Annotated in this window: 12 protein-coding genes; all 12 read right to left on the bottom strand. The window is 59.5% G+C overall.

The window, feature by feature from the left end; genetic code table 11:
- Positions 1-6 precede the first annotated feature (6 nt).
- Positions 7-414 carry a hypothetical protein gene (locus tag KBY90_RS08450; protein ID WP_254968119.1) on the bottom strand — a complete coding sequence of 136 codons (408 nt, stop codon included), beginning with the start codon at positions 412-414 and terminating at the stop codon, positions 7-9.
- Positions 411-2,483, bottom strand: a complete 2,073-nt coding sequence (locus KBY90_RS08455; RefSeq protein WP_254968121.1) for a glycosyltransferase — start codon at positions 2,481-2,483, stop codon at positions 411-413. Before KBY90_RS08455 ends, KBY90_RS08450 begins: the two co-directional genes overlap by 4 nt.
- On the bottom strand, positions 2,483-3,460 hold the full coding sequence (locus tag KBY90_RS08460; RefSeq protein ID WP_315858717.1) for a glycosyltransferase family 2 protein: 978 nt from the start codon (positions 3,458-3,460) through the stop codon (positions 2,483-2,485). The genes KBY90_RS08455 and KBY90_RS08460 overlap by 1 nt, the downstream gene beginning before the upstream one ends.
- A complete protein-coding gene (locus tag KBY90_RS08465) occupies positions 3,412-4,416 on the bottom strand; it encodes a glycosyltransferase family 2 protein (protein ID WP_254968123.1) in 1,005 nt (334 codons plus the stop codon). The genes KBY90_RS08460 and KBY90_RS08465 overlap by 49 nt, the downstream gene beginning before the upstream one ends.
- Before the next feature lie 3 nt (positions 4,417-4,419).
- Complete coding sequence (locus KBY90_RS08470) at positions 4,420-5,403, bottom strand: hypothetical protein (RefSeq protein ID WP_254968124.1); 984 nt, start codon at positions 5,401-5,403, stop codon at positions 4,420-4,422.
- Between the two features lie 209 nt (positions 5,404-5,612).
- Positions 5,613-6,407, bottom strand: a complete 795-nt coding sequence (locus KBY90_RS08475; RefSeq protein ID WP_254968125.1) for a hypothetical protein — start codon at positions 6,405-6,407, stop codon at positions 5,613-5,615.
- Positions 6,408-6,595: 188 nt separating this feature from the next.
- Positions 6,596-7,594, bottom strand: a complete 999-nt coding sequence (locus KBY90_RS08480) for a glycosyltransferase family 2 protein (RefSeq protein ID WP_254968126.1) — start codon at positions 7,592-7,594, stop codon at positions 6,596-6,598.
- Positions 7,587-8,804: a glycosyltransferase family 4 protein gene (locus KBY90_RS08485; RefSeq protein ID WP_254968127.1), complete on the bottom strand. Its 1,218-nt coding sequence runs from the start codon at positions 8,802-8,804 to the stop codon at positions 7,587-7,589. Before KBY90_RS08485 ends, KBY90_RS08480 begins: the two co-directional genes overlap by 8 nt.
- A gap of 107 nt (positions 8,805-8,911) precedes the next feature.
- Positions 8,912-9,781, bottom strand: a complete 870-nt coding sequence (locus KBY90_RS08490; protein ID WP_254968128.1) for a hypothetical protein — start codon at positions 9,779-9,781, stop codon at positions 8,912-8,914.
- Between the two features lie 14 nt (positions 9,782-9,795).
- Positions 9,796-10,773 carry a nodulation protein NodZ gene (locus KBY90_RS08495; protein ID WP_254968129.1) on the bottom strand — a complete coding sequence of 326 codons (978 nt, stop codon included), beginning with the start codon at positions 10,771-10,773 and terminating at the stop codon, positions 9,796-9,798.
- Positions 10,773-11,543, bottom strand: a complete 771-nt coding sequence (locus KBY90_RS08500; RefSeq protein ID WP_254968130.1) for a hypothetical protein — start codon at positions 11,541-11,543, stop codon at positions 10,773-10,775. The genes KBY90_RS08495 and KBY90_RS08500 overlap by 1 nt, the downstream gene beginning before the upstream one ends.
- Before the next feature lie 81 nt (positions 11,544-11,624).
- On the bottom strand, positions 11,625-12,425 hold the full coding sequence (locus KBY90_RS08505; RefSeq protein ID WP_254968131.1) for an FkbM family methyltransferase: 801 nt from the start codon (positions 12,423-12,425) through the stop codon (positions 11,625-11,627).

Genomic DNA, 12,425 nt, shown 5'->3' on the forward strand with positions numbered 1-12,425 from the left:
CACAAGTCAGTCATGCTTCGCAACGGTCTTGGAGTGCCTTTCCATACAACAGATGCTAGGCGTGGGCTTATGCCTTGTCGCTTCCGGCAGCACGGAAGCACTCGCCAAGATCGCTGCATCGAGCTCGCCGTCATCCGTGACGGCGATGATTCGATTCTCCAGCCATCCAGGGCTCTGGATCCCAATGAAATGCAGCAGATCGTCGTAGCAATGTGCAGCCGCATCCAGGGTCAGTTCATAGCGCTGCCGCACTTCACCTGAGGAAAAGGGCGCGTGGCAAGCCAACCTGCCCAGCAGCTGATGCTCTCTGCGATCACGCCAGCGGCTCAGTAGAGACCCGAACCCGAGACGCCCCCTGAGATCAGCCGGAAGGATCCGGTGATAAACCGATTGCAGCAGATCAGTAGTGCTCACACCAAACTCCCTAGCATCCGGTTCAGAGCAGCTTCCACCCCTTCGGCACTCTGATCCACGCTGTAGCGCTCCATCACCCGGCGGCGAGCCTCAGCCCCCATGCCGGAGGCTCGATCGCGCGATAGAGAAAGCGAACGCATGGCCTCGGCTAAGGCCTCCACATCGCCGCAGGGATACACGAGCCCGGTTCGCCCGTTGCGCACCAGATCCTCCGCGCAGCCCACCTGATCGCTCACGATCGCGGGCAGGCCGCAGGCCATCGCTTCATTCACCACAAGCCCCCAGGTCTCACCGGAATCGGAGGGCAGCACCAGGGCATCGGCAGCCCCGTAGGCGGACGGCAGCTCACCCTGGTTGAGAAATCCGGCAAAACTCACCGGAAGCCGATGCTGGCTGACAGCAGCACGGCACATCGGCTCAAGCTTCCCTGAGCCCACGATCAGCGCATGCACAGCCGGTGGCTGCTCCTGCTCAATGAGGTGCTGCAGGGCCAGCAGCAGATCCATCGGCCGCTTCTTGGCCTGGAGCTTGCCCACGAACAGGAAGCAGAAGGCGCCTTCCGGAATCCCCCACGCCCGCCGCTGGGACTCGCGGTGGGGCCCCAGCTGCTTCGCATGGCCGGCAAAGAAGGCGTTGTCCACGAAATAGGGAGAGGGCCAGATCTGATCCTCCACGGCACCATGGGCGCGATAGAAGCGGGCGTTGGCAACGCCAATCGCCAGCCAGGCCTGCGCCCGGCCCACCAGGAAACGGTGGAGCTGACGCACCGGCCAATTGCGCCTGCGGAGATCGTTCGCTTCTGTTCGCAGCAGGATCGGCAGGCGCCGGAGCGAGGCAGCCACGAGCAGTTGCAGCATGCCCAGACATTGCCAGCCAGTGATCAGCACCCCATCGGGAGGCCTGCCATCCGGCGTGCACACCAGCTCCCCCAGGGGATTGAGCAGCCACAGCCCCAGATAGGCACTGAGATCACCGCTGCCCCGTACACCGCGGGCCACCCGCCAGCGGTAGCCGTTGAGCAACGGCACATCCCACTGAAAGGCCTTCCCAAAGCCCACGCCCTGCTGCTGAGCATCGGGAAGGCAGAGAAACAGCACCTCAACCTCCAAGCCGGCCGTGGCAGCCAGCCGGCGGAACAGCGGTGCCTGGTACTGGATCGGATGGGTGGTGACGATCAGCAGCCTCCGGCTTCTGGATCGCAGCAGCCGGGGTCCGCGCATCCAGAGGCGCACCGCCCAGACCATCCCGCGAAGCTCCCCCAGCAGGGTGAGCGGGATCCACCAGGGGTGGCTGAGGTGATGCCGGGTGCGCACCGAGCGGCCCAGTTCAGCGCAGGCCTGCACAAGGGCGACCGCCGGAAGCTCGGTGCGCAACAGGTGGTAGTAGCGGCCCACGGCATGATCCGGGCGGCTGGTGCGCAGATGATCGCCGTAGCTGCGGGTGCCACCGCGGGGCGCATGCAGATGGTGCACGAGGGCAGCCGGTTCGTAGCGAATCCCATGGCCGGCCCGGAGCCAGCGGTGGGAGAACTCAGCTTCGAAGCGATAGGCAACCCGCGTGAAGTTCTCGTCGAAACCGCCGATCGCCACGGCTTGCCGCCTGGGCATCGACACGTTGCAGCCGATGAAGTGCTTGCAGGGGCGATGCCGCAGGGTGTTGAAGCCGAAGGGTTCCAGGCCTTCGGGTTCTGCCCGGCCGCCATGCCAGGGCTGCAACGCCCGGCCGGCGATCAGGGCGCCGGGCCAGGCCTCAGCGGCCCGCCGGTGGGCCTGAAGCAGCCCCGCATCGGGGATGAGGTCGTCATCGAGAAAGAGGATGCGCTCTCCGCGTGCCTCCAGCAGCGCCCGGTTCATGGCAGCGGTGATACTTGGCTCCCCCTGGGAGATCCAGCGCAGCACGCCCTGCTCCTGCCAGTGCCGCAGCTGCGCGGTGGTGGCAGCCTCATGCCGCGCCGTCTGATCGATCAACAGCAGCTCCTCGGGCGCGGGATCGAGGGACAGAAGAGCGGTGAGGGTGTCGAGCAACACCTGCTCGCGGCCATAGGTGGGGATGGCGATGCTGAGCTCCATCAGGTGAACAGCAGCCGCAGCCGGGCCCGCAGATGAAGGGGATCCAGGCGAAGAGCCTCCCGGAGGTAGGCCCGGCAGGCCTGGGGGTGCCGCCCGCGCAGACAGGCGGCGATGAAGTAGGCGCCACGGGCCTTGCGGCGGATCTCGGTTCTGCTGTCAGGGCATCGCGCGCTGAGCCGCTCCGCCTTCGCCAGCCAGGGGGTTTCCGAGAGCCCGCGGCGACGGGCGGCGCTGGCGCGCCTGATCAACGCGTGAAAGTTCAGCTGCTCGCGGCGGTGCTGACCGCTGATGGAGCCAGGGCTGGCATCGGCCTGGTAGAGCACCTCGGGATGCACACGATGGCGCCCCAGCTCCACCAGCCGGCTCCAGAGGTCGATGTCCTGGGCGAAATAGAAAGGAGCGCGATAACCACCCACCTGGCGGTAGGCCGCGCGGCTGAACATCACCGAACCGTGATGGGAAGGGCCCTCCAGTCCACTCTGAAGACGGAGCTCGGGGATCCGGCTCACAAACAGCTCCAGAGGGGATTCCTCGGCGCCGGCACCCGGCCGGGACGGCACCACGAAGCGCGCGGCCGAGGAGCAGAGCACCGCGCTGGGATCTGCCCGAACCAGCGCGAGCTGGCGGGCAAGGCGCCCCGGCATCGATTGATCGCCGGCATCCTGGCGAGCGATCCATTGACCCTGTGCCGCCTCGCAGCCGCTGATCAGAGCCTGGGTGAGCCCGCGGGGCGCGGTGGTGATCACGTGGAGGCGGGAATCGCGGGCCGCATGCTGTGCCAGAAGCTCCGGCGTGTGATCGGTGGACCCATCGTCAACGACGACGAACTCAAGCGGCACGTCCCCCTGGCTGAGCACCGATTCCAACGTTGCCGCAAGCGATGGCCCTCCATTGCGAACCGCCATCACCACCGACACCTGAGGGGCACTCACGCCCGCGTCCATGAGAGCCAACGCCCCCGGGCAGCCACGCTCCATCGCGCGGCCGTGTGCCAGCCGACAGCCCTTGCAAGCCAGCCATAGGCCCTCAGAGACCAGGGCAAACCCTGGTGCCGGGCCGCTCGGCAGGCAAGAGCGTGCAGATCCGCCGCTTCGCTATTCAATCCCGCCTCCGCGCATTGGCGGGAGAGGAGGAAGGCAGCACGGGAAAAAAAGGCCACCTCAGGAGCTGCCTCAGAAACACCGCCCTTCAGGGCGCTCGCAAAGATCGATTGGCGGGCAAGGGCGCGATGCCTCAGTTTGCGCCGATCGTTGGATCCAGCATCACTCAGGCGTGTTGTGTGAGCGAAGATGCGTGTAACGGAGAGATTCTCCTCAACAAACACTAGCTTTGGAGAGAGTGCAGCTGCGCGAGCTTCATACTCCCAATCCTCCTCTGTGATCCAAGGCTTAATCGGCCCTATTTTGCTAAGCAGGTCTCGCCGAAACAGGGGTGTACTGGTAGGCCACCAACGTTCGATCAGTAGACGTGGGAAGAGAAGGCTTTGTGGGACGCCGGTAGCCCTTATTGGGCCATAACAACTGGGTGGATCGATCCGGTGATTTTCTTCAAAGGCATGGCCGTAAGCAATCTCAGCGCTCGGAGAAGCCCGTAGGGCTGCCACCTGCAGAGCGAACTTGCGCGGGAGCAGAATATCATCGCTATCGAGAAACTGCACAAATTCACCGGAGGCACGATCGAGGCCTGCTTGGCGAGCACTTCCAGGTCCTCTGTTTGGTTGTCTGATCAAGGCGACCAAACCAGGATGAGCTTGAGTGAAGATCTCGGCGATGGCCGAAGAATCGTCGGTAGAGCCGTCGTCAACAAGAATGATTTCAATAGGGCGATAAACCTGAGCCAACACACTATTTACCGCCTCTTTCAAAAGCCCAGGCCTGTTAAAGAAAGGAATGATTGTAGTGACCAGGCCTTCACGTGGAGACATCAAAGCCATGTACTAACGCCAGTAACAGGAGTCTTCAACCAAGGAACTTGCCTTGGGCGTCTCAGAAGGCGCAGGGTAAACCCAGTCATCGTTAAAAAGATCGCAATAGGCCTCTCTTGAGTCCCATCGCCGACCCCGGATGCCAAAAAGCAACTGCGTAGCACCGCCCATGTGGATAGCCTGCTTATTCAGTCTCTTCACAAAGGCGCCCAGGGGAAGGCCGTAGGCACCGGCTCCAATAATTGCAATATCGAAATCAATGTCTAGAATCTTTGAGCACATAGCATCAAGCGCATCCATCCACGAAGGGAACAACGGCTTGCCGCCTGCTATTGATTGAACAGCCTTTAGAGTCCTCAGGTCAAAGGCAGGCAAGACGTCCTGATCACGAAATAGCTTGGATCGCCGGCCATACTGAGTTCTAATTGTATCCTCAAAAGGATGGATGACTAGAACTCGCTTTCCTTTAAGCCATGCAGTCCACGGGCGCTTAAAGTGGAACGATTCAAGGGATCGAAGCTCACAGAGTGATGCACAATGCCCCAGGGTATTGCAGATATTGCTTTCATAGGGATTAAACCAGACGCCAATCGCATCAGCCAAGGGAAGTGCTTCGACATATGTTTGACACATAAGGTCAATCACATGGTTGGTAGACGGGAAAAGGCCGGCATTAATCCTTAGAGAATTCTTCACATAAGACGAATATGGGACATAACGGTTCTTGATGCGGGTTTCCAGGTAGAAACGAAGCGCTTTGAGCTCATTAAACCCAAGCCTCGTAATCAAGCAAGGCAAGCCTGAAGAGATATAATTTGCAATCAGGTCGTTACCGGCTTGGCCAATAGCAATTGGCTGCTGATATAGCTCAACGGCATTACTGTGGTCTTCGCTGAGATCAGAATGGCCATGGACCTGACTACTTCTGGCACAGCGGTCCTGCAATGCCATAGAAAGAGCTATGTGAACAGCGCTAAGCCGTTTCTTCAGGTTCATTCCAAATACATCTGACACAGACCCAGAGAAGTCATTGGCTATCGCCTTCTTCGAAGATAACGAATCGCTGCTAGAAAATTGCTGTGAATACTAGATGCACGCAGTATTTCATAGCCGCTTCTACGATAAGACAGGGCGACGTAGTCGAACATTCGCCCAAGTGAATTCAATAGACAAGCCTGCATATGGTTCCGAGAATGGCTTCCCTATCATGAGCGAAGCATATGGCCAAGAACTGAAGGCCTAACATGAAGATCTGCAGCGATCGCACTAAATCCAGACAAGGGCTCACCACCCTTAGCAGGAAGAATCAGCTCGCATGCCTTAGACATTGCAATGAGATCGGCGAGAATATCAATATCCAGGCCCAAGCCAGCGTAATCTGGATTGTCATGAAGGCTATTGCCGTGAGAATCAGGCACTTGAGATACCGTAAATACATCACAGCCAACAAGCCGTGACCTGCACAAGTCAACTGACGCGGCATTATCTGTGGATACAAGAAGCGGCATTCCAGCAACCTTGGGCGCAATCTCATCCAAAAATGCAAGTACGTCCATGCGTTTATCCGTGTTTCTTATATGAATAGCCCTATATCTTGATGGTAGCATACGTAATCGGTCGCTAACAATAGTGCGCGCGAAATGCGTCAGACGAAAAAGCTGGAGAGCAGCCCATCCAGCACCACCACCACATTGAGCATGAACGAGAATATCATGAGGATAGCTCACATAATCAAAGCAAATTGGAACTCGTGATTCTGGATCAATGTGCAGTTTACGCTGAGTGTCGTACACGGATGCATGCCCACGCAAGTTTCCTGCAACAGCTCCAGGATATACGCTAAGCCCATCCAAGTTGTCATAGATATCGGAATCGGCTCCGATTATTATTACAGGAAAAGATTGCGAGTTGGTCTCAAAATAGCGATCCAACTTCCGAAGCTGTCCCGCTCTGGAGCCGTCGATGAGAAGAATTCTTCGAAAATCACGGGCATAAAGCATGCACCGAGCAATCTGTGCGCAGCAATCTGAAAACCCACCACGGGGTCGGCACAGTACGTAGCCATTGCATCTTGGAGTATTCCAGAGTGCAAAGCGCCAAGCCTGTCTTGCCAATGTCAGGCGAATCGCCAACCTCCGCGCCAGCGACAATTTCCTTCTACACACTACAAGTGAGTGCATGGAGACAATCAGCTCCGATTACATTTTAGTCGATCAACGCGGCGAACCCGTTCCTCGGCTAAGCGCTGCCTGGATCGTTCCAGATTAGGGTTGCAGGCGGCATGTTTAAGCGGCTGATGGCAATGCCAGAGATGCACGAGCGGCTCATAGCCCCAGATCCAGCATTGGAGAATCTGGCAGCGGTCCCAGAACTCATTGTCTTCGCCACCCCATCCCTCGAAGTCTTCATCCATCCCACCAATCTCCCAATAGGCCTGGCGCGTGATGGCGACGCTGCCACCCGCTTCGAGGTTCTGGACGATACTCTCCGCGGGCCAGGCGTCCAGCGCGGCTGACTTCTCCAGCACAGCAACGGTGTGGCGTTCGCAGAGATAGAAGACATAACGCTTCGGATTCACAGCCTGGTAACCGAGCGCCACCTTCTCAAGAATCCTCCTCAGATACCCACATGGCACCAGCATGTCGTTGTCGTGCAGAAGCAACACCGGAGCTCTTGCCTGAAGTGCTCCGGCATTGAAGGCCCTGGAGCGGTTATAGGGTGCGCCTGGGCGAGGCGGCTTCGTGTGCATGTAGCGCACCCAGCCCGGCAGCAACTGGGCGATCCGGGGCTGCTCATCCTGCTCAATCACCACGCACTCGAAGGCCACATCGGTCTGGGCAGCAAGCGACTCAAGGGTCGCCAGCAGCAACGGCAGGCGCTCAAGGCCGCGATGGCCGATCAGCACACTGATCTGGGGTTGATCGGTGGGCTGCGGGGGCAGATGGATGAGACGGATGGGCGCGTCGTTCAGACAACGCCGCAGGAGTCTCTGGCCCAGCCGCGGCTGGATGGTGGGTGCATGCAAGCGGGAGGTGAACTCCCAGACGCAGACAAAGCCGATGCCGTCAGGAGCCGGATCCAACCGTTCGCGACGGTTGGCCAGCGCGAGATAGCGGTGGTCTGAACTGAGTAGAGCCCGCTCGTAGCGCCAGCGGTCCTTGATCCACACGCCCAGCCATTCACGCATCGCGATCCAGCTCCGCCGCCAGCTTTAACAACTCCTGCTCGTCTGCATCTCCATGGGCGGTGTGGGGCCACTCCCCGCCAGGAGAGGTGTGGCGAAAGCCGCGACCCAGGCACCGCCGCAGCGTCTCGGCCCATCCGGGGCCGACCAGGCGCTCCAGGCGGCCGGAGGGAGGCAGTGGGGGTTCAGGATGCGCTGAGCTCCTGGCAGGCAGAGCCAGCACCTGCTCGAACGCCTCGCACCAGGCACGATGCGATACCTCAGCGGAATAGCGCTCCTGCACCAGCCGGCTGCCTTCGCTCACCAGTCGGCCGCGAAGGTCGGGATCCACGACGCGCTTCAGAGCCCCCGCGGCAGCCGCCACATCCCCCACCGGAAACAGCAAGGCGTTGCGTCCATCCTCCAGAGCTCCCTCAAGGCCGGAGCCCAGGTAGGCACTGCTCACCACGGCCAACCCAGCCGCCATCGCCTCCCAGGCCACGATCGGCCCGGTTTCCCAGCTGGAGGTGATCAGCAACACCTGGTGAGTGGCGTAGACCTCATGCAGTAACTGGAGGCCGGACAGCGCACCTGGCATCGACACAAGCCCGGCTTCCAGCCATGGCGCAAGAGCCTGGATCAGGTCGTCACGCTCAGGCCCATCACCGGCCACGGTGAGATGGAAGGCAACCCCGGCCGCCTCCAGCTGCCTCAGGATGCCGGGTAGGTCGGTGACGCGCTTCTGAGCTGCCTCAAGACGGCCCAGCCAAGCGATGCGCAGCGGAGCTTGTGTGCGCAGAACAGCCGCAGCACCGGCACGCACGGGCGAGGGGCAGGCCACGCCATAGGGGGCATACAACACACGGGCTGCCGGCATTGCCGTGCATCGCTCAAGCAGGCGGCAGCTCAGCCTGTTGGTGGCGATCATCCCATCGAGCAGATCCGCTTCGGCTGCCGCATCAGCGATCAGATCACCGGCCAGAGCATGGAGGCTCAGAACCACCCGGCCGTTGAATCCGCGTGATCGAGCCCGCCGCACCGCGGCATAGAGATCGGCGATGTTCACCCCCACCACCAGATCGGGACGCTCCCGGAGCAGCAAGGCTGTGATGGAGCGCCTTCGCCCCTCGGCACTGCCGGTGGGATTCTCGAGCGGAACCGCAGGAAGGCGGGGGTAGGCCTTGAGGTAGCAATCCAGGCGATGCCAGGCACCGGAGGGGAGCGCAACCTTCACATGCCAACGCGGCTCAGCCTGAAGAGCAGCCACCAGATCGTTGAGCCACACCTGCACTCCACCGAGGCAATAGGCCGAGGGCGCCAGGAAAAGCACACGGCGAGGCGTCAACGCTCTGGATGTTGGAGAAGCAGCTGCTCACGAATCCAGGGGTGGTCTGCGATGGCTTTCACCGGGTGATAGAGGTGATCGGGGCGCATCTCCTCCAAACACCAGTCGCGACGCCACAGGATCCCGCTGAGCTCGTCGGCAACGGCCACGGGGTAGCCATGGTGCAGGGCCAGGGTGTGAAAGATGAACTCGATGAAGGGGAATCGTTCTCGGCCGATTCGATTGACCCAGCTCTGCGGAAGCCGCAACCTGGCCGCCATAGCGGCTGCTCGTCGCCGAGCGGCGTTACGCCGCTCCAGTGTGGCCGAGTGCTGGTCCACGAATGCAGCCACGGCGGCGATCAACCGCTGGCTGATGCGTGCTGCACACACCATGCCATGGGCCCAGGGCAACGGTAGCTGGCGCACCGGAACGCAATGAAACCAGGGCCATCCATCCTCCCCGCTTGCTGCTTCAGAAGGATGGTGAACCGTGCGAGCGGATCCAACGAGCAGATCGGCATCGGGATAGGCCCGATCAAGCTTCAGGAGCGCCCCAGGATCAGCCAGAAACACATCGTCCTCAATCAGCCAGCAGTGGCGGAAAGGAGAAGCGCTGTGAGTGAGATGAAACAGCGCCTTATCCCAGGCGCTGCAATAGAGACCTTTGCGCACAGCTGGATTGAAGTGATGAAAACCAGCATCGTGGCAACGTTGATCTAGGAGATTAACGATCCGCAAGTCGGAAGAAGACGTGACATCCCAGTTGGGGTCATCAACGACAACATCAACCCTGTAACCCAGATCGACAAACTGCTCGTAGAAACGAATCTGAGACTTCAGCGGGCGATGGCACAGGAAAACGATCGTCCGTTGATCGTGCGTCACCTCGGTTGATGCCCTCATCGCCACGGTTGCAGCATGCCAAGCGCACGACGCCCCAGGCGCTGCGGCCATGGGAGTGGGTCTGGAGGAAGCGCAAAGCGAAGATCGGCAGGGGCCGAGGAGAGCATCGAGGCCGCCACACTGAATGAGGAGTTGGAGGGATGAACCAACGCATCGCAGCACGCCAGCAGCAGCAGATCAATTACCGCATCACGCGTCTTCTCGGCGGCACTGGGGCCAAAGTCGCTGAGATGCACCGGCAGGCCAGGTGCAGGCAGCAACTTCTGCCGCACCACCAGACGCGGCACGCAATCACGGATCCGTGCCTCAGTGTCGCGATTGTCTGTGGCCAGAAAAACCGTCGAATCCGGCCATCGCCGTCGCAGGTGGCGGATCACACGAAGCACAGCGCTATCCCGTCGGGCCTTCTCCGCTGCTCCGGGCTCCATTGTGTCTCGCAGGTGCACGCCGATCATGCGTGGCTGGAAGTGTTCGGCGGCAAAGCGGCTCACCTCCATAGCGATTCCGGGGGAAGGCTGGAGGATGGTGTGGAAAGGCCCGCTCAAGGGGTCGGTAGCGAGATGGGAAGGCAGGCCAGTGAAGTCTGTGAGCACGATCACATCCTGGGGATAGGCATCCTGGTCAAGATCAGCCGAGAGCAACGCCTTCGTGCGGGCTCTCTCCCAGTGGCTCCATCCCTGCTCAAGATAGAGTTGATGGACTGGATCACCAAGCCGTCCGCTCCAGACCGGCGGGTGTGCATCCCTCCTATTCCAGAAATCAACGGGCAATTCGCCTGCAGCGAGTCCGTCCTGGAGCTGGAAGAGCTCCGGAAACATGTTGCTTCCAACAGGACCGAACGACCCATCGCTCCAATCCACCAGGATTCTACGCTTGGTTGCAGCTCCATACGCGATAGCGGCCAGCACAACGCGCAGCGCATCACCAAGGCCAGCACCACGGCTTGATTTCACCAGGATCATCTGCGGCAGCATCAGATGCCCAAGCGCCACCAGAGCAATGCAAGCCGCTGATAGGCGGCTTCACCTATGCGCATCTTGATCTGGAATCGCCAACGCATGCCGGGCTGGGGGGGGGCATAGCTCGGATCGTCGCCCTCTCCGGGTTTGAAGCAGGCCTTCCAGAGATGGCCATGCCGATAGAGATGATGCACCACACGGGTGTGCCCAGTGGAAACATGGTGCCTCGCGAGGTGCTCGGCAAGCAGAGTTTCGGGGTGGATCAGAAGGCCCTCACGAAGATACTCAGCGATCACATTGAATCGGTTGGCATAGATCGCCATCAGATCGGGGGAGGCGATGGCGAAGCGGTCATTGAGCCCTCCCCAGCTGTCGTGGGCGGGTACATAGAGCACATCACGCCGGAGTTGCTCCAGCGGCTCGATCGGAACCACATAGAGATTGTCGAAGCGCAGGCGCAACACCCAGTCGAAAGTGATGCCCTGTTGAGCTGCCCAGGTGCGCTGCAGCTGATCGACCTGATGAATACTGCGGAGCTGGCGGAGATAGCCAAGGAGAGGATCTGTGGTTGTCCAGGCCCGTGATTCCACATCATGACCAACTGGAGCCTGCGAAAAAAAATCCGTCAGATCAGGCTCCGAACGTTCATGAATGAAGTCGTGGAAGGGCAGCAGGAATGCAGCTTGCGAACCAAGACCAGCTGGAAAATGGCCAAAGAAAAATAAATCCTGGTGTCTTAGAGGCCTAAGAATATGCTTATGAAGAGAAGGCAGGGTGTGGCGCAATGACCTCACCTGGCCCGAGAAGCACAATGCTATCCGCACCTTCAAACGCCGCCCATCAATCCACAGGCATGAGCAAATAGCCTATGACAAGACATACCAGTCATCCCATCGGGAGAGCTCTTCATGTTTTCGCGCATATCCGTGCGACACGAGAAGATCATAAATTTTTGTGCGTGCCGGTTCGCAGTAGTTATGCTCGACGGTAATCACGCGAATAATCCGTTTGCCATAATCAAGACTCGACAAAATCGCATACTCAGAGCCTTCCGTGTCGACCGACAAGTAGCCAATCTCCGGAGGCGCTTCATGGAAGTCAAGCAAATCATTCAAGCTCACCGTTTCAACTGCGTAGGTAGTAGACCGGGACAAACGAATCTGCGATGCCCAGTCGCCTGAGTCTGCATATTGAGCAATAGCACTGAGTTCAGGCGAGTCCACCTCGAGAAAGTCAATCTCCTTTCCAGTCTGATCAGAAACACAGCGCAGGTCAATCGAGCAAGTTCGATTCAACTGGAGTCGCTCATGCCAGATACGGGCGGGTTCCGCAAGAATGCCCTTCCAGCCAAGGATCGTTTCGAGCAGCCAGGTATTACTTAACGAGATGCCATTCGTCGCCCCAAATTCAACAAAGTAGGAACATCCTTGCTTGTCAATTAGCTCACTTAACACAAAAAGATCTTGAGCTAGTTGAGCCTTGGAAAACGCCATAAACCCACCAACGGCTTCTCGTTGCCGCTGAGACAAAACCTGCCAAAGTCTTAGAGGAGGCGGAATGTCAGCGGCTGCAGCCTTAAGCCGAGAAAGCTCTGACCTTGGAAGAATCTCATACCCATAAGCCCTGGCAGCGGCTTTAATTCGGTTTTTGAGTCCACTTACAATCAT

This window comes from Cyanobium sp. CH-040 (assembly GCF_024346135.1).
Classification (GTDB): Bacteria; Cyanobacteriota; Cyanobacteriia; order PCC-6307; family Cyanobiaceae; genus NIES-981.

Coding starts and splice junctions, on each gene's coding strand:
- KBY90_RS08455 (WP_254968121.1), bottom strand. CDS start 2,483: ATGGAGCTCAGCATCGCCATCCCCACCTATGGCCGCGAGCAGGTGTTG.
- KBY90_RS08460 (WP_315858717.1), bottom strand. CDS start 3,460: ATGGAGCGTGGCTGCCCGGGGGCGTTGGCTCTCATGGACGCGGGCGTG.
- KBY90_RS08465 (WP_254968123.1), bottom strand. CDS start 4,416: ATGGCTTTGATGTCTCCACGTGAAGGCCTGGTCACTACAATCATTCCT.
- KBY90_RS08470 (WP_254968124.1), bottom strand. CDS start 5,403: ATGAACCTGAAGAAACGGCTTAGCGCTGTTCACATAGCTCTTTCTATG.
- KBY90_RS08475 (WP_254968125.1), bottom strand. CDS start 6,407: ATGCTTTATGCCCGTGATTTTCGAAGAATTCTTCTCATCGACGGCTCC.
- KBY90_RS08480 (WP_254968126.1), bottom strand. CDS start 7,594: ATGCGTGAATGGCTGGGCGTGTGGATCAAGGACCGCTGGCGCTACGAG.
- KBY90_RS08495 (WP_254968129.1), bottom strand. CDS start 10,773: ATGCTGCCGCAGATGATCCTGGTGAAATCAAGCCGTGGTGCTGGCCTT.
- KBY90_RS08505 (WP_254968131.1), bottom strand. CDS start 12,425: ATGATTGTAAGTGGACTCAAAAACCGAATTAAAGCCGCTGCCAGGGCT.